The organism is Paraburkholderia diazotrophica (genome assembly GCF_900108945.1).
In the GTDB taxonomy this organism is placed as follows: Bacteria; Pseudomonadota; Gammaproteobacteria; order Burkholderiales; family Burkholderiaceae; genus Paraburkholderia; species Paraburkholderia diazotrophica.
In genome coordinates this window covers 1-16,884 of sequence record NZ_FNYE01000049.1, presented here as the reverse complement: position 1 = coordinate 16,884, position 16,884 = coordinate 1, and the positions used below count along the sequence as shown (strand labels likewise).

Genomic DNA, 16,884 nt, shown 5'->3' with positions numbered 1-16,884 from the left:
CTCGTTGATGTATTGTGCAGACGTCTGTCAGAGAACACCGGACGCTGAAACAGCGCCTCTTGATGCCGACTGCAAAGGACGCTGATTGTGGTGCGCGACATTCGCCGTTGCTTCGATCGTCGAAGGACACACCAGAACGGGACATTCGGCGTCGCGCAGCGTTTGCGCGACGACGTGCCCCGGTAGCGGATGCACAAACTTCGGTTTGCTGCTGGTCGACATCACCAGAAGGTCGGCTTGCCATCGCTTCGCTTCGTGCAGAACGGTGCTCGCGATATCGTCCGATAGAGTTTCCGTTTCGACGACTGCCAGTTCCACTGTTTTCGACGTGCCCCTTATTAGCTTTCGGGCCTGACGGAGCGTCTGTTCGCCATCCAGTCCGAAGCGGTCGCGCGGCAGCAGTTCGCCGAGCCAGGCTGGACGATCCAATACGTAGACAAGCCTGAAAACGGTCCCTTTGGGTACGACACTCGCCGCAATATGCAGCGCCGTAAGCGACGGCGGCGATCTATCGACAGCCACCAGCACTCTCGTTACCCCGGCGTCCTTCGTACACACGTGCGCGAAAGGCACATGCAGCACGGGGCAATGGGACATCGCCACGAGTTCCTCGGGATTCAGTCTGCACGCCCAGCGATGACTTCGTGGATGCGAAGCCACGGCGATAAGATCCGCGTGCCATTCACGGGCCGACCGACTGAGCGCTTCCGTTGCCTGCCAATGCATCGCCGCAAGATCGATCAGGTCGGTTTCCGGCTTCGCCACAAATGCGGCAGCTTGACGAGCAGCCAGCGTCAACCGTGTGCTTGCTTCATGCTGCATCGCGCGATGTGCTTCGCGCCAGTCCGGATAGGACATCAGCAACCTCGGACAGAGGGCGGCCGGATTGCATACCACCTCGGTCAGCCGAACGAAGGCATCCGGGGCTGCGAGTCGCAACGCGAATCGCGTCAACGGCACCAGACCGGCGCCCCCCTCCGAGGCAACAATTACACGCTTGAACGCAACGGCTGGTGCGCTACTCGTCGATTTGCCGTTCATCGCCCGCTCCGCTCGCAATGCTCGCTATCGCCGGCGCCGGGTGCCGGACATGTTTCCCATCTTCGGCGCTCGCACCGTTGCAGGCTTGACTTGTATCAACCGTCGATGTTGCCGATGTTCAATCGGGGAATGCCCGGGCTGCCGCAGATATGCCCTGGTCGATTTGATGCGTCTCAAGAGAGTCCGGCATGGACGTTATAGAGTTAAACGACCGGCTCGCTGCCGTCGCCAATCCCGCAGCAAGACGGGAACTCGTCATGTGTTCTGGAGACATTCATGGATACCGCCCCTGCCGACCTTCATGCCACGACTTCAACGCCTCAGCTGGCCAACATGCCGGCGTACGGCCTGCCTTGTCCGCCTTATGGCGCGGCAACTTTGCATGCGCTCGCGCTCGCACACTCCGAAGCGCTCACAAAATGGATGGCACTCTGGACGGAGATGTGCACGCGCATGGCAACAGCACAAAACGTCCTCGACTGCGCAGCAATTGGGCCGGTGATGTTGCCTGCCTATGCCTCCCGGACGATGCTGTACTACAAGCGGCTCTCGGAGATCGCGTCTGGGGTTTCCGTTTAACGCCCAGTGCTGATTGGACGGGCGTGGCGGTCCATGGAGCCATCAGGCTGCAAAGATTCGCGTGCCCATCGCAGGCGACGAAGGGATAGGCGGGAAGACATCCCATGCGTGATCGCCATGCCGGAAGAAGACGATGCTCAACGGGCCCGTCGCCATCTGGCCTTCGAGCCGAACGTAGCGCACGCCGCTTGAACCGAAACGTCCGACCTTGATTACCCGCGCCGGAATCGACCGTGTAGGCGCGAGCCATTTGTCGACAAGCGCTCTAAGTGAAATGCCATTGCCGTCCATCTCGTGCTCCTCGACCTGCCTGTTCCGTGACCGGCCGTCATTCAGAGGTCGTTAAACAGATTATTGAAAAGGCCTCCACCGATTGAAATCAGCGGCGCTTTAAACGCACGTAGTCGACGAGGATGTGCAGTAGGAATTTGCTGAGTTGTATTTGCCCGTTAGCCGATCCACTCGAATATCCGTCCGCAGCTTCTGTCTGACGACAACGTGTGCCGCAGTCGTTCTGCGCGATGCGACCGAACGCGTAAAATCGAAGGCATGCGGACGTCGTCGCGCAATGCATCGCGCGAATTGTCAGACAATCGTCAGCGTATTGAGGGAGCGACAAACGTACGCTGCGCGACGATTGCGGGACGGCAATCCGAAGCCGCTGGAGGACGTCGCCGGGGACGCCGACGGGACACTGGTCGAGGGCGCCCGGCGGATGCACATAAAAAGCGCGGAGAGAACGGGCGTCGCACTAGCAGTCACGTTTCTCCTGCCATCCATACCACAGGAAAGGGCTCACCATGACCAAGGTATTGTTGGCCGATGACCATACGCTCGTACGTGACGGGCTGCGCCATATTCTAAAAAATGCAAGCGGATTCGAAGTGGCCGGCGAGGCATGCGATAGCGTGACGACGATCGCGTTGATCCGATCCACTGAAGCGGAAGTGCTGGTGCTCGACCTGTCGATGCCGGGTCGCAACGGCATTGAACTGATCAAGCAGATCAAAGACGAAAAACCTTCTTTGCGCATCCTCGTGCTGACCATGCACGCTGAACAACAGTACGCCGTACGTGCATTCAAGGCGGGCGCATCTGGCTACCTGACCAAGGAAAGCGCAAGCGCGGAACTCGTCGGCGCCGTCACGAAGATCGCCGCCGGGGGCGTCTATGTCAGCCTCGCGATGGCCGAGCGCTTCGCGCAGAACCTGAACGAACCCGTCGAAGCGCTACCGCATCAACGACTCTCCGATCGGGAATTCGATGTCTTCAGGCGTATCGTGGAAGGCCAAAGCATTACGGAGATCGCGCGCGAGCTGTGTGTCAGCGTCAAGACAGTCAGCACGCACAAGACGCGCGTGCTCGAAAAGATGCAAATGCCGAACGAGAATGCGCTCGTGCGCTACGCGATTCGCCATAAGCTCGTCGAAGACGATAGCGATATCTGAACACCCTTCCCTGCTCGGCTGAAAAAGCGGCGATATACGGCGTCGCGCAGCCAATCCGTTACGAAGCATCGCGTCCTGATTCTCGAAACTCCTCAGCGCGGCGGCAACGAAGCTTCTCCGATTCGACCGCGAGCCGAAGAAGCGGCGCCTACAGGCGCGCACAGCATCGAGTTGCCGATGCCTGGTTTCAATGCCGTCGTAGTCTTGCCGCCTCAGCGACCATATGGAGTTCCTTCTCTGCGACGTCGAACGCACGGCGAATCGCTTCCTCCGCGTTCTCGCCTGAACAGTGTCCAATGGGTTCGAGGTCATTCGCTGGCGTGATGAGGTCGAGGCGAACATCGTATGTCGGCGTTCCCGATTGCGAGCGTATCGCTTCGATCGCCAGATGATAGTTCGACACAAGCGCGCTGTAGCGATCGAGCCGCACTAGCTGGGCGGCGGCTTCTGATTCCAGTTGCTTCGTCCCGCAGAAGCCGAGATAGACAATCTGCATGCCAATGCCCATCTTCGTCTCCATGCGATATCGATGCTGGATGCGCCTCGCAATACGCGCAAACCCCGATGCCATCATGGCGTCCCCCCGACGGTCGTCGTTGACCTGAGTCAATCACAATCTCGCGTATCACCTCCCGACGGCGACCGTGTCGATTCGAAGCCATCGTCTGCCGGCATGCGGCTTCACTTTTCGGTAGGAATTTTCCGATAGCTTCGCGGCTTCTCCTATTTGAGGTTAGGCCTCTGCTTATTGGGGCATCGCCAGTTGCGACCAATACTGAAGACTCGGGAGTCCGCCTTGGTGTCAGCCCACCGATAACGAGTGACAACGATCTCTAACGCGAGCCCGATGGGAGAATTGCCATGTCATCCCCAACTTCCGTCGCCGATGTGTCCGTCGACAACGATCGCGATGTCATTTGCAAGGGTTCGCAAGCAAGCGCAATCCAGTCTGCGCAACGGCTCACTGACGACACGATTCTTTCTGCCGCAAGGCGCGCCGGCATGCTTGTCATGCTCGATGCACAGATCGGCCACGAGCGATATCAAAGCGTGACCGGTTCGATTTCCTCACTACATCGCTTCGTCGAGGAACTGCATCAGGCGATCCTTGAACATTGCTCCGACTAATTCGTCGGTCGCTGACAAGACGTTGCTCAAGGGCCGGTCCATCTGCCGAACGCTGGCCTTGCACGCAGCCCAGACTTCACTTGAGGCGTGGCATAAGCAGGCCGGAACTTCGAGGCGAACCCGGAATACCGGATGTCCTTTCGCCTATGCTATTTCTGCATGAGGCCACGCATTTCGATTGCGTTGTTCACTTTCAGCAGCGGTCGAGACTGGGGGAAAACCCGGGGTCAAGGGCGTGATGAGTCCCGGCGCAGCCGTGCAGACCGGCGGCGGTGAGCGAGTCATGTCCTTCCTCATATGCGGTATAAAGTGACATATGAATCGTCAATGACGAGAAATCCGCCACGGATGTGTTTCTCGCGACATCCGCTCCGGTGCGCATGTGTTCTCTGAACCTCGTCGAATTTTTGCAACGCTCGGTGGCTCGACGGCACCGCGAGCGTCGGTGCCATAGACTGGCACCCATCATCAGAATCAAAGTTTGGCGGTTGCATCGTCGGACAATGAGGAGCGAATGGAACCGTACACGCAATTGAGCAGCCTGACACACGAACTCTTCCGGCAAGTCGTGGAAGCAGCGCCCAACGCGATGGTGATGGCCGACCGTGACGGCCTGATCGTGCTCGTCAACGCACAGACGGAAAAGCTGTTCGGCTACGCGCGCAGTGAACTGATTGGTAAAAGTGTCGATATGCTCGTGCCTGAACGGCTGCGTTCAGCGCATCACGAATATCGTCGTATGTTTTATGGCGACCCGAGTAGCAGACCGATGGGCACTGGCCGGGATCTTTTTGCGCGGCGAAAGGACGGTAGGGAAGTCCCGGTCGAAATCGGGCTCAACCCCGTCACGACCGCCGAGGGCACGTTCGTCCTCGCGGCCATCGTCGACATCTCCGAGCGCAGGCGTCTCGAAGAACGTTTCCGTCAGGTCGTGGAGGCCGCGCCGAATGCAATGGTGATGGTGGACCGCGGAGGCAGGATCGTTCTCGTCAACGCACAAACCGAAAAGCTGTTTGGCTACGCTCGCGATGAGCTGTTTGGAAGATCCATCGAAGCGCTCGTCCCTGAACGCTTCCAGACTCATCATCACGGCTTTCGCGCCGCGTATTTTGACGAGCTCAAGCCACGTCCAATGGGCACCGGTCGTGATCTCTACGGTCGTCGGCGGGACGGCACGGAATTTCCCGTCGAGATCGGACTGAACCCGGTCCGGACTTCGGAAGAAACCTTCGTGCTGGCAGCGATTGTCGACATTACGGAACGAAAGCGAGCGGAGCAGGAACTCATCAGCCGGACGGAAGAACTGGCGCGTTCGAACCAGGACCTTGAACAGTTCGCTTACGTCGCATCGCATGACCTCCAGGAGCCGTTGCGCGCCGTGGCCGGCCCGCTGCAACTGCTGCAACGCAGATATGCCGGACAACTCGACGCGCGTGCAGACGAGTTCATCACTCACGCGGTAGACGGCGCCACCCGGATGCAGAAGCTGATCGACGACCTGCTCGCCTACTCGCGCGTCGGCCGATCGGGAGCCGCGCATCAGTTGACCGAGTGCGAAGCCGCCCTCGATCAGGCGCTCAAGAGCCTGAGCGTCGTGCTGAACGAATCCGGCGCGCGAATCAATCGCGGGACACTGCCTGCCGTCATGGCGATCCCGACGCAACTGGCGCTGCTGTTCCAGAACCTGGTGGGCAACGCGATCAAATTTCGACGCGTGGACCAGCCGGTACAGATCGAAATTGGCGCCGAACGCGCAGGCAACGATTGGATCATCTCTGTGAAGGACAACGGTATCGGCATCGATCCCCAGTACTTCGAGCGTATTTTCATGATTTTCCAGCGCTTGCATTCCCGCTCCGACTATCCGGGCACGGGCATTGGCCTCGCACTTTGCAAACGAATCGTCGAGCAGCACGGAGGACGCATCTGGGTCGAATCTTCGCCCGGCAATGGCACGACGTTCTTCTTCACGCTGAATGCGAAGACTTGTGATGGCGTTCGATCGCAACCCAATCTGCAGGAGTAGCCCATGCTTGCCCAGCCAGCCGACGATCTCGTCCACATCCTTCTGGTCGAGGACAGCCCCACGGACGTCATGATGACGCGCGAAGCCTTCGAGTATTACAAGCTGCTCAATCCCCTGCACGTCGCCGAAGATGGCGTGGCAGCAATGGAATTTCTACGTCGCGAAGGCAAGCATCGTGATGCGCCCCGGCCGGGTCTGATCATTCTCGATCTCAACCTGCCCAAAAAGAGCGGGCGGGAAGTATTGCAGGAACTGAAGGCAGATCCGGAACTGATGAACATTCCCGTCGTCGTGTTGACGACTTCCAAGTCAGAAGAAGATGTAGCGAAGACGTATGGGCTGCATGCCAACTGCTACATTGCCAAACCCGTCGACTTCACAAAGTTCGTCGACGTCGTGCGCAGAATCAGCGACTTCTGGTTCGGGGTCGTGACCTTGCCTCCCGTCAAACCATGAACACGACGCAGGAAATCCAGATTCTCCTCATTGAGGATAGCCCCACCGACGCGTTGTTGATCGAAGAGGCACTCGTCGATGTGCAAGACTTTCAGCACAAGCTGGTTCATGCGGAGCGCCTGTCCGATGCCCTTTCAAGCATCATCCCGACGCATTTCGACATCGTGCTGCTCGATCTGGGGCTGCCCGACGCGAAAGGAATCGACACGTTCAGGAGTTTCCACCAGAAGGCACCTGAACTGCCCGTGCTGGTGCTCACCGGCCTCGAAGACATGTCGGTCGGGCTGCTTGCGATTCAGGACGGCGCGCAGGATTACCTCTCGAAGCGGGAAATCAGCTCGTCTGAACTCGGCCGTGCGATCCGTTATGCGATTGAACGTCATCGCGTCGCGATGGCGCTCAAGGAAAGCGAGGAACGGTTTCAGCTCGCAGTGAGGGGGGCAAGCGCCGGCTTGTGGGACTGGAATCCGCAGTCCGGTGCGATCTATCTTTCACCGCATTTCAGGGAAATTCTCGGATATGAAGCGCACGAGCTGCCGGGCCTGAATCAGGCCGTGCTGGACGCAATTCACCCCGACGATGTCGACCGGGTAAGAGAAAGCCTCGCAGCGCATCTCGAGCAAAAGCGCGCATACGACATCGAGTATCGGGTACGCACGAAATCCGGCGAATTTCGGTGGATCCATTCGCGAGGGCACGCACTGTGGAGTCCATCGGGCGAGGCCTATCGCATGGTCGGCTGGATCATCGACGTGACGGAACGGCGGCTCGCCGAGGAAGCGCTGCGAGAGTCGCGCGAAGAGTTGCAGCGACTGTCAGCGAACATCCAGCGCGCACGCGAAGAGGAAAAAACCCGCATCGCGCGAGAGCTGCACGACGATCTTGGCCAGCAACTGGCTGCGTTGAAGCTGGAGTGCGCGAGGAGCCAGGGCCGCGTCGACGGTGCCGATGGTCCGACCACTCAAGCGGACATGAGCAACGTCTACGCGTTGATCGATCAGCTCGTTGTCTCCGTGAGACGGATAGCGACCGACCTGCGCCCAGCCATGCTGGATGATCTCGGCCTGATCCCTGCAATCGAATGGCTCATCGAACGGTTCTCGTCTCTGTATGGCGTACGCGTCGCGCAGCGCATCGATGCAGACGATATCGACTTCAATGACGATAGCTCGACAGCGGTTTTCCGTATCGTCCAGGAGGCGCTGACCAACGTCGCACGCCATTCGGGCGCGAGCGAGGTCAGAGTCGACATCGCGCACAACGATCGAGACTGCATTGTCTGCATCGCAGACAACGGTCGCGGCTGCCGGGGCGACGCGCGACCGGCATCAAACTCGTTCGGCCTGTTGGGTATGCGTGAGCGTGCTACCGCCCTGCGCGGTGAGCTGAAAGTTCAGACGGCCCCTGATCGAGGCTTTACGATAACCGTCAGGCTGCCGCTTGCCGCCGTGGGAGCGAGGGACCATGAAACGTCGCGAGGCGTTCCGCGTTGAGTCGACAGTCTATTGCGCCCGCAGTCTCGCGAGGCGGGCCTGCAAGTCGACAAGCCGCTCGACGACCGTCTGCACGGCTCCGCATAGACCGTACCCCTCCGTTTCGGGATCGCGGCGTACCAGGATCACCGATGCGCCAGCCGCGCGGCGTTCGCGCGCCTCGTCGAACGCGATTTCTCCCGTTGCCGCTTCGCTTGTCGCGCTCACGGCATGGGTCAGAGGGATGAGCGCATGACCATCGGCGGCGGCAATGCGGGTACGCACCAAGGCGTCGAGATTCAGGTTCCTGGTGCGCTCGCGAGCGGCCGCGGCAACAATAGTGCGTGCCTGTACTCGGACATCGTGCTGCCGACCGCAAGCTGGTACGAGAAGAACGACCTCAACACCAGTGACATGCATCCGTTCATCCGTCCGCTTTCGGCCGCCGTCGATCCTGTCTGGCAGTCGCGCTCCGACTGGGAAATCTACAAGGGATTTGCGAAAGCCTTCAGCGAAGTGTGCGTCGGGCATCTCGGCGTCGAGCAGGACGTCGTGCTCACGCCGCTGATGCACGACTCGCCCGCCGAGCTCGCGCAACCGTTCGGCGTGAAGGAACGGCACAAGGGCGAATGCGAGCTGATTCCGGGCAAGACCGCGCCGCAGGTCGCCGTGGTCGAGCGCGACTATCCGAACCTGTACAAGCGCTTCACCGCGCTCGACCCGCTGATGAACAAGGTAGGCAACGGCGGCAAGGGCATCGCGTAGAAAACGGAAACGGAGGTCAAGCAGCTGGGCCAGCTCAACGGCATCACGGAAGCGGAAGGTTCGAGGAAGGGCATGCCGCGCATCGTGTCCGACATCGACGCATGCGAAGTGATCCTGCAACTCGCGCCAGAAACGAACGGACACGTTGCCGTGAAGGCGTGCGAAGCGCTGTCGAAGGCAACCGGGCGCGATCACCATCCCCTCGCGCTCTATCGCGAAGACGAAAAGATCCGCTATCGCGACGTGCAGGCGCAACCGCGCAAGGTCATCAGCTCGCCGACGTGGAGCGGCATCGAAAGCTAAACGGTCAGCTACAACGCGTCTGCCGGGTCCCGAAGCCTAGCGCATCGTGCGCCGCTGGATGATTACGGGGCCGATCCAGCGGCAGATCGCGGGGCCGTTCTCTTTCTGACGGACGATATTCGGCGCAACCGCTTTTTCGCTCGCCGATGCGGGGCATCGGCGGCGATATCCACAGAGCCCGCGCACACGGCCGCGTTCAGTGATTCGAAGTCTGGAAAGCCACCGTCAAGGCGAAATCAGGCAGGCGCTCGCGCACGAAAGTGATCCCCGGCTTGTCCGCCAGATAGCGGATACAGTCGAGCGCCATGCCGTGCGGCTCTCCACCGTCGTCCACATACGCATAGGGCGCCAGTCCCGTATCGAGATCCGAACCCGCACCCAAAGTATTGCTCGCCGATGACCATACGCTCGTACGAGACGGGCTGCGCCATATCCTCCAGCAAGCCAGCGGATGAAGTCGCGGGCGAAGCCTGAGACAGCGTCACGACGATCGCGCTGGTGCGCTCAACGGATGCGCAGGTGCTCGTGCTCGATCTGTTGATGCCGGTACGAAACGGCATTGAGCACATCAAGCAGATCAAGGGTGCGCGAGCGTCAAGACCGTCAGCACGCACAAGACACGCGTGCTCGAAAAGATGCAAAAGCCGAACGAGAACGGACTTGTGCGCTATGCAATCCGCCACAAGCTGTTCGACGACGAAAACGACATCTAGCGTCGCGCGACAGCGCCCGTTCATCTCCGCTCGGCGAGCCCGTCTGGAACGTTGACCTGCCTCAAGCGTGTCGCGATTCGAAGTGACACGATTGCTGCAGGCACCGCATGTCTGCGGGCACCGTTTCCAGAGGAGGCGTCGAGATGATGCACGCTGCGCAACTTTCCGCATGGAAGATCGACGAGCGGCGTTTCGACCGCTCCGCGCCTCTGGATCAGCAATTGCGCTTCGCGCTGCAATACGCGGTGCTTGCGCCGTCGAATCACAACACGCAGCCGTGGCGATTCATCGTCGACGGCGACACCGTGCAGGTGTGCGCCGACCGCCTGCGCGCGCTTCCCGTCGTCGATCCGTTCGATCGCGAGATGATCATCAGTTGCGGCGCGGCGCTGTTCAACTTGCGCGTTGCGTTATGCCGGCTGGGCGTCGCGTATGCGATCACGCTGTTTCCGTCCGATTCCGATCCCGACATCGTGGCGCTCGTGCGCGTGTCGCGCGATGGGCATTGCGATGCGCGGCTGCCCGATCTCTTCGTTGCGCTGACGGCGCGCGTCACGACACGTGCGCCATTCGTCGACGAACCCGTGTCCGCAGAAGTACAGCAGAAGCTGATCGACGCATGCGATGCAGAAGGCGCGATCGCAAGTTGTGTGGAGGACCGCGCCGAACGTCAGACGATCGCGCAACTGATCGCCGAAGCCGACCAAGACCAGTTCGCCGATCCGCGCTTCCGGCGGGAGCTGGCAAGCTGGATTCACCCGCAGCGACGCGGTGACGGCATGCCCGCCTACGGCGCGGCCGCGCGCGACCTGCTCGACTATGCGATGCCGCTCGTCACGTCCGTGGTGCGCGTATTCGACGTCGGCGCGGGCATGCCTGCGAGTCACCACCATCTCGTCGAAGGGTCGCCGCTGATCGTGGGCATCGCCACGTCGCGAGACGACAAGGAGGCGTGGCTCGCGACCGGGCAGGCGCTCGAGCGGATGCTGCTGGTCGCGGCGGCGGAAGGACTCACCGCGTCATACCTGAACCAGCCCGTCGAAGTCGGCGCGCTGCGCGAACGGCTCAAAGTCCTGCTGCGCGTCGATGCGATACCGCAGTTGCTGCTGCGCGTCGGACGCGGCCCGCAGGTCGGTCATGCACCAAGACGGCCCCTGTCCGACGTGGTGTTTTGACACGCTCACGATCGCTTGTCATCGTCCGACTCTCACTGAATCCGTTGACCTGCCTCAATGGCCCCGATGTGTCGCGCGATAGATTGAAGCTGTCCGCCAACAAGGAGGCTTCAACGTGATCCGTGCGCGTTTATCCGTGTTGCTCGTTTGCGCGTGCAGCGTGTTGCTGGCGACATCGCAGACCGCGCTCGCGCAACGCAACGAACCGACGGAACTGGTCGATCAGCAGCATTGCATGTTCTGCCATACGTCGGATGCGCCGTTCCTCGCGCCGTCGTTTCATCAGATCGCCGACCGCTATCGCGGCGTGCCGAACGCCACGGCGATGCTCGAACACAAGCTGCGAATGGGCGGTCGCGCGCACTGGGGCGACATGGCGATGCCGTTGCCTGCCGAGCGCGGCGGGCCGCTTTCCGCACAAGACGCACATACGCTGATCGAATGGGTCATGTCCCAATGATGCGAGCGTTGCAAGAGTCTTGAATCCAGCCTGTGAAGGGAGCAATCGATGGGAGTCACCATCCACCTCGATATATTCGAATGCCCCGATCCCGCCGTCTACGCGATTCTCTGGCTGGACCGCGCGATGAGATTTGAGCGAGTCGTTTCAGCATCGGGCGATCGCCGTGCTGCCGAATTGGAGCGCGATGCGCGCGATATCGCACTCGTATGAAGAGGCGGCCGCCACACCTGGCGCCACACGCTGGCAGACGATGCGTGATGTGGTGCTGCCGCTGGCCATGCCAGGGCTCGTGTCCGGGGCGCTGCTCCTGTTCGCCTACAACGCGAGCGCATTTGAGGTGCCGCTGCTGCTCCGCGGACGGCGCGTCCCGATGCTCGCCGTACTGGTGCATGACCATGCGGCGCCGCTGCTGAACTGGCATGCCGCATCCGCGTCGGGTGTCGTGCTGATGGTGGCGACACTCGCCGTGATGGCCATCTGGCAACGGCTCGTGCGCACGCTGCAACGCCACGGCGAGTCCCACTCATGAGAATCTTGCGTATTCCCGCGGCCATGCCCGGCCGGCTCACAGGACTGCTCGCGACAATCGTGCTCTTTCTCGCCACGCTGCCGATCCTGACGACGATCACGATGCCATTCGGCAATTCGGATGCACCGGTATTGGGATCGTCGGCGTGCGCCAATGCCGCCTGAAGCACGCTCAGATAGAGCTTCAGACGGTTGTTCGCAGAGAGTGCCGCCTTGATCCAGCCTGGCAACAGCAAGCCGCGCTCTCCCAACACAGAGATCGTCTCGTTCTTTTGCATCATGACAACCCGGGGTACATGAACCCGCCCAGTCTCGACGGCCAATATGACGTTTCTCTGACAACGACGGCCGATTCCCCGGCGCGATTGACTTACGTCAATCGTTCGTCGATCGCCTCGGCTCTTAATCGTGAGGCTGGTTACGACGTACAGGCTGTTCACTTTCCTCTATTTGACTGTTGATTCGGGCATTCCTGCCCGATCAGAGACACACGCGATCATGACGCTGACAGCCGAAAAACGTGGATTGCACACCATCGCTGCGTTCCTGAACTGGCGTGGACAGTCGTCCCGTACTGTTGTCCACCCTTCGGCGGCGAGCGCGGAAGCACTCACCGAATTCGCGCAGTCGTCGCCCGATGAAGCGTTGGCACGGCTGCACAGCACCGCATCGGGACTCGACGCCGACGAAGCGCAGCAGCGACTACGCACGTATGGCCCCAATCAGGTCGTCCACGAAGCACGCCACACGATCATCGGAGAACTCACCAACCGAACGATCAATCCGCTTAACCTCCTGCTTTTATCGCTCGCCGCAGCATCTTACGCGCTCGGCGACCCACACGCGGCGATCATGATCGCGGCAATGGTCACGCTCAGCATCTCGCTGGGCTTTGTGCAGGAACACCGATCGAACAAAGCCGCCGACTCGCTGCGCAAAATGGTGCGCACGACGGCCACAGTCATCAGGCGATCGAAGGAAACCGGCTCGTCTCAGGTCGACATACCAATCGAGCAGCTCGTTCCGGGCGACATCGTTCGGCTATCGGCAGGCGATCTCGTGCCCGCCGACCTCCGGCTGATTTCCGCTCGCGATCTGTTCGTCAATCAGTCCGCGTTGACGGGCGAAGCCATGCCGCTCGAAAAAGCACCACACGTTCATGCGGCGCCCGTCGACTCCCATTTCGAATTGCCCAGCATCTGCTTTATGGGCAGCGCAATCGTCAGTGGTGTTGGCTGCGGGGTCGTGGTGTTGACGGGAAAGACCACCATGTTCGGCCGCATTGCCGACGTGGTTGCAGCACAGCGAACAGAGACCAGCTTCGACAAGGGCGTGACGCGATTCACCTGGCTGATGCTTCGCTTCATTCTGGTCATGGTCCCGCTCGTGTTCGTCATCAATGGCCTGACCAAAGGCAACTGGTTTGACGCGCTGCTCTTCGCGGTCGCTGTGGCTGTGGGACTCACGCCCGAGATGCTTCCGATGATCGTGACCGTCAATCTCGCCAAAGGGGCGATCGACATGTCGCGGAAAAAAGTCATCGTCAAGCGATTGAATGCGATCCAGAACTTCGGCGCATTGGACGTACTCTGCACTGACAAGACAGGCACGCTCACGCAAGATCACATCATTCTCAAACGTCATCTCGACATTCACGGTAACGAATCGGATCATGTACTGGAGTATGCATACCTGAACAGCGTGCATCAGTCGGGTCTGAAAAATCTTCTCGACGTCGCCGTGTTGAATCATGTCGAGCTACACGAACAGCTCAAGGTTCATGAGCAGTTCGTCAAGATCGACGAGATGCCGTTCGATTTCGAGCGCCGCCGCATGTCCGTAGTCCTCGCGCGGGACGATGGCGCACACATCATGATCTGCAAGGGCGCCGTCGAAGAGATTTTCTCCGTTTGTTCGTGCTACGCGATTGACGGCGATACCGATGCGCTCGACGAGCGCCACTACGCCGCGACAAAGCAGATCACCGACGAGCTCAATTCGGATGGCTTTCGCGTGGTCGCCGTCGCTTATAAAGCCATGCCGCCAGATCAAACGGCTTATTCAGTTGCCGACGAGACCGATCTGACGCTTCTCGGCTTCATTGCATTTCTCGACCCGCCCAAAGAAACGGCCGCGGCCGCAATTGCAGCATTGAAGGCGAGCGGTGTTCAGGTAAAGATTCTCACAGGCGACAACGACATTGTGACCCGGAAGATCTGTCACGAAGTGGGAATCGCCGTCGATCGCATCGTGCTCGGCAAGCAACTGGAGTTGCTCTCCCAAGCCGAACTCGCGGATCTGGCGGAAAAGGCATCCGTTTTCGCGAAACTGTCTCCGTCGCAGAAGGCTTCTATCGTCGACGCGCTGCATAGCAAAGGGCACGTTGTCGGCTTTCTTGGGGACGGTATCAACGACGGGCCCGCGCTCAAGGCTTCGGATGTCGGCGTGTCAGTCGATAGCGCCGTCGACATCGCCAAAGATTCCGCCGACATCATTCTGCTCGAAAAGAGCCTTGCCGTGCTGAACGACGGCGTGCTGGAAGGACGCAAGGTATTCGGCAACATCACCAAGTACATCAAGATGGGAGCAAGCTCGAATTTCGGCAATATGTTCAGCGTGCTTGGCGCAAGTATCATTCTGCCGTTTCTGCCGATGGCGCCGATTCAGGTACTCACCAATAATCTGCTTTACGACTTCTCCCAAACGGCCATTCCGACCGATAACGTCGACGCGGAATATCTCAGCATGCCCCGCCAGTGGGATCTCGGGAACATCGTGAAGTTCATGCTTCTGATCGGTCCGATCAGTTCCCTATTCGACTACGTGACCTATTTCATGATGCTCCGCGTCTTCGACGCATGGGACAAGCCGGCACTCTTTCAAACCGGCTGGTTCGTCGAGTCCCTGCTCACGCAGACGCTGATCATCCACATCATCCGCACCGCAAAGGTGCCGTTTCTCGAGAGCCGCGCGAGTCCGGCGCTCATGACGACAAGCCTGATCGTTGCCACTGTCGGCGTGATACTGCCTTTTACCTCGCTTGGAAATGTTCTCGGCTTTGTTCCATTGCCGTGGACGTATTGGCCAGCGCTCGTTCTCATCCTGTTCAGCTACGCGTCGTTCACTCATTTGACGAAAACATGGTTTTCGCGGCGCTTTGGATTAAATTGACGAGTTGCATTTGCCAGCCCGGGCTGCGGCCATGTGTCGCGCGACACGGATCGCCCTGCCACGGGAGACTGTCACGCGAGGTCCGGATAGTTGACGATCGCTCACCATTACGCGGTAATTTGAATCGCCTGCCGGATTGTTGTGAAGTCTGCGAGTTTTTCGCATTCCATGCTTATGCATTTGTTCGACGCCGTATTGGGGAGGATGGCTCAGGTTCCTGTTGACGGAGTGGAGCATTCATCCCGGGCAGCTCGCGACGCGACTGCGGGGAAGTGGTCTCGTCTTCTCCTGGCTCTGAAGCAGGGGCTGGCGCAATCGCCGCCGGCGGCGCCGGTGCTAGTGAATCACTGAAAAGGAATCCAGCCGATGTAACGAAGATTGCGGCTAGTAACAAAAATCCCATGGTGTTTGCCTCGCCAGTGTTAGTCGCCCGTGCCGGCACGGGGGCGGCGTCCGCGCGGCATACCTCATCGTCTACGTTCCTGCGACTCGGCGACAGCCGCCAGCAATTGCCGATACGGGTAAACTTACCTCTGCGCCTCGCCGCTCAATTGACGTACGTCAAGTTGACTGTTCAACGAAAAGGCCTGAGACAGAAAGCAATGTGCGAGCATTCCGGAAGCCAGTCGACCCGTCGATAGTAATGCCGGAGAGGCTTCTGTGCCGGTGCAGTGCCGACCACAACGCGCTTCGGCGTGCGGGAAATAGTCCAATCTCCTCGCAGGGCGAAGACGCACTCGCAAGACGAGTTACATGGCGGGTTAACGACTGTTTTGCCGCATCGCCGCAGGCGACATCTATTGGATGTTCGATGCTGTTACCACGCCAAATAAGGCTTCGGCTCGTCGACTACCCGCCCAGCGCAATGATTGCAATCGTCAGCACGACACCAAGTGCGATCATGGCGAAGCCTGCCTTCGTTGCCCCTGCTCCGGTGTAACGCCCCAGCGCAAAGCCCGCGGTGAAAAGCATCACGAGTGTGAGCACGCGCGAGGCGATCAGTGCCGTCGTAAGATCCTTGACGACGAGAAACGGCACCGCAACCGGGAATGTTCCGAGGACGACAAGCACAAAGATGCCCAGCGCGCCGACGAAGTCATCGCGCACGAAATTCGCTCTAGATGGGAGCGTCGGCATGTCCGCCAGGCGTGCACGAATCCGCTCGAGGTCAGCGTCTTCGACTAGCGGTTCCAGGGTGTCAGGCAATGCGTCGCGCAGCGCACGCACGGCGGCCGCATGGTCTTCCGCCCGCCGCACGGTCAGTGCGAGTTTCAGGCGTTGACCTCGATCGGCGAGCGTACGTACGAGATACATCACTGCGTCGGCGAGACCCCAGGCGAGATTGCACCCGAGTGCGGCGAGGAACATCTTGTACCCGGCATCTTCGCCGGCGGCGACTGCCTTGACGGCGCCGATGAACGTCAATGCCATGAAAAGACCAAAACACACTTCGCAGACGCGGTCGACGGTATTAAGGACCGGTTGGCGCTGCTCGGGTTCAGCGTGTCCGGCCGGTGTGACGGTGCTCATAGGGCCTCGACTCAGGACAGGTAACGCGACGACCTTGCGCCCGCTGCCGACGTGGACTGCCGGCATGCTACGCTACCCTTCAGTTT

At 60.0% G+C, this 16,884-nt stretch carries 17 protein-coding genes and 3 pseudogenes; 14 read left to right on the top strand and 6 right to left on the bottom strand.

Going from position 1 to position 16,884, the window contains the following annotated elements:
- Nucleotides 1-27: 27 nt before the first annotated feature.
- A complete protein-coding gene (locus tag BMW76_RS35355) occupies nucleotides 28-1,041 on the bottom strand; it encodes a universal stress protein (protein WP_090873466.1) in 1,014 nt (337 codons plus the stop codon).
- 276 nt (nucleotides 1,042-1,317) lie between these two features.
- Here BMW76_RS35355 and BMW76_RS35350 point away from each other — a divergent pair, with 276 nt between their 5' ends.
- Entirely contained in the window at nucleotides 1,318-1,620 is a 303-nt protein-coding gene (locus BMW76_RS35350) for a hypothetical protein (protein ID WP_090873465.1), read from the top strand.
- Between the two features lie 42 nt (nucleotides 1,621-1,662).
- On the opposite strand, the gene BMW76_RS35345 is transcribed toward BMW76_RS35350, so the two are convergent.
- Entirely contained in the window at nucleotides 1,663-1,911 is a 249-nt protein-coding gene (locus BMW76_RS35345) for a hypothetical protein (protein ID WP_090873464.1), read from the bottom strand.
- 509 nt (nucleotides 1,912-2,420) lie between these two features.
- Between BMW76_RS35345 and BMW76_RS35340 the strand changes: the two genes are divergently transcribed.
- Nucleotides 2,421-3,068, top strand: coding sequence for a response regulator (locus BMW76_RS35340; RefSeq protein ID WP_090873463.1), 648 nt, complete (start codon nucleotides 2,421-2,423; stop codon nucleotides 3,066-3,068).
- Between the two features lie 187 nt (nucleotides 3,069-3,255).
- Here the strand turns inward: BMW76_RS35340 and BMW76_RS35335 are convergent, their stop codons facing one another.
- Nucleotides 3,256-3,576: a hypothetical protein gene (locus BMW76_RS35335; RefSeq protein WP_090873495.1), complete on the bottom strand. Its 321-nt coding sequence runs from the start codon at nucleotides 3,574-3,576 to the stop codon at nucleotides 3,256-3,258.
- A gap of 353 nt (nucleotides 3,577-3,929) precedes the next feature.
- Between BMW76_RS35335 and BMW76_RS35330 the strand changes: the two genes are divergently transcribed.
- The 4 genes from BMW76_RS35330 (at nucleotide 3,930) to BMW76_RS35315 (ending at nucleotide 8,171) form a co-directional block, all read left to right on the top strand.
- Nucleotides 3,930-4,196, top strand: a complete 267-nt coding sequence (locus BMW76_RS35330) for a hypothetical protein (protein WP_245763524.1) — start codon at nucleotides 3,930-3,932, stop codon at nucleotides 4,194-4,196.
- A gap of 514 nt (nucleotides 4,197-4,710) precedes the next feature.
- Nucleotides 4,711-6,222, top strand: coding sequence for a sensor histidine kinase (locus BMW76_RS35325; protein WP_090873462.1), 1,512 nt, complete (start codon nucleotides 4,711-4,713; stop codon nucleotides 6,220-6,222).
- Between the two features lie 3 nt (nucleotides 6,223-6,225).
- Nucleotides 6,226-6,678 carry a response regulator gene (locus BMW76_RS35320; RefSeq protein ID WP_090873461.1) on the top strand — a complete coding sequence of 151 codons (453 nt, stop codon included), beginning with the start codon at nucleotides 6,226-6,228 and terminating at the stop codon, nucleotides 6,676-6,678.
- On the top strand, nucleotides 6,675-8,171 hold the full coding sequence (locus tag BMW76_RS35315; protein WP_090873460.1) for a hybrid sensor histidine kinase/response regulator: 1,497 nt from the start codon (nucleotides 6,675-6,677) through the stop codon (nucleotides 8,169-8,171). The genes BMW76_RS35320 and BMW76_RS35315 overlap by 4 nt, the downstream gene beginning before the upstream one ends.
- Nucleotides 8,172-8,180: 9 nt before the next feature.
- Here BMW76_RS35315 and BMW76_RS35310 read toward each other — a convergent pair whose 3' ends face one another.
- Nucleotides 8,181-8,378 carry a hypothetical protein gene (locus BMW76_RS35310; RefSeq protein WP_090873459.1) on the bottom strand — a complete coding sequence of 66 codons (198 nt, stop codon included), beginning with the start codon at nucleotides 8,376-8,378 and terminating at the stop codon, nucleotides 8,181-8,183.
- 108 nt (nucleotides 8,379-8,486) lie between these two features.
- Here BMW76_RS35310 and BMW76_RS35305 point away from each other — a divergent pair.
- A pseudogene (locus BMW76_RS35305) lies at nucleotides 8,487-9,215 on the top strand (molybdopterin-dependent oxidoreductase); the annotation flags it as partial.
- Nucleotides 9,216-9,414: 199 nt separating this feature from the next.
- Here the strand turns inward: BMW76_RS35305 and BMW76_RS35300 are convergent.
- Nucleotides 9,415-9,600 (bottom strand): type 2 periplasmic-binding domain-containing protein, encoded by a 186-nt coding sequence (locus BMW76_RS35300; RefSeq protein ID WP_090873458.1) that lies wholly within the window; start codon nucleotides 9,598-9,600, stop codon nucleotides 9,415-9,417.
- 4 nt (nucleotides 9,601-9,604) lie between these two features.
- Here BMW76_RS35300 and BMW76_RS35295 point away from each other — a divergent pair.
- From BMW76_RS35295 to mgtA, 7 genes and pseudogenes are all read left to right on the top strand, one after another.
- Nucleotides 9,605-9,931, top strand: a pseudogene (locus BMW76_RS35295) (response regulator transcription factor).
- Between the two features lie 143 nt (nucleotides 9,932-10,074).
- A complete protein-coding gene (locus BMW76_RS35290; RefSeq protein WP_090873457.1) occupies nucleotides 10,075-11,106 on the top strand; it encodes an Acg family FMN-binding oxidoreductase in 1,032 nt (343 codons plus the stop codon).
- A 115-nt stretch (nucleotides 11,107-11,221) separates the two neighbouring features.
- Nucleotides 11,222-11,566: a c-type cytochrome gene (locus BMW76_RS35285; protein ID WP_090873456.1), complete on the top strand. Its 345-nt coding sequence runs from the start codon at nucleotides 11,222-11,224 to the stop codon at nucleotides 11,564-11,566.
- Nucleotides 11,567-11,614: 48 nt separating this feature from the next.
- A complete protein-coding gene (locus BMW76_RS40715) occupies nucleotides 11,615-11,779 on the top strand; it encodes a DUF3564 family protein (protein WP_143062404.1) in 165 nt (54 codons plus the stop codon).
- Nucleotides 11,727-12,098, top strand: a pseudogene (locus tag BMW76_RS35280) (ABC transporter permease); the annotation flags it as partial. The gene BMW76_RS40715 and the pseudogene BMW76_RS35280, both read left to right, overlap by 53 nt.
- The gene (locus tag BMW76_RS40710) at nucleotides 12,095-12,262 is read left to right on the top strand and encodes a hypothetical protein (protein WP_407669069.1); all 168 of its coding nucleotides are present in this window, start codon (nucleotides 12,095-12,097) and stop codon (nucleotides 12,260-12,262) included. The pseudogene BMW76_RS35280 and the gene BMW76_RS40710, both read left to right, overlap by 4 nt.
- Before the next feature lie 333 nt (nucleotides 12,263-12,595).
- Nucleotides 12,596-15,268 (top strand): magnesium-translocating P-type ATPase, encoded by a 2,673-nt coding sequence (mgtA, locus tag BMW76_RS35275; RefSeq protein ID WP_090873455.1) that lies wholly within the window; start codon nucleotides 12,596-12,598, stop codon nucleotides 15,266-15,268.
- A gap of 849 nt (nucleotides 15,269-16,117) precedes the next feature.
- Here the strand turns inward: mgtA and BMW76_RS35270 are convergent.
- A complete protein-coding gene (locus BMW76_RS35270; protein WP_090873454.1) occupies nucleotides 16,118-16,798 on the bottom strand; it encodes a VIT1/CCC1 transporter family protein in 681 nt (226 codons plus the stop codon).
- Nucleotides 16,799-16,884 lie beyond the last annotated feature (86 nt).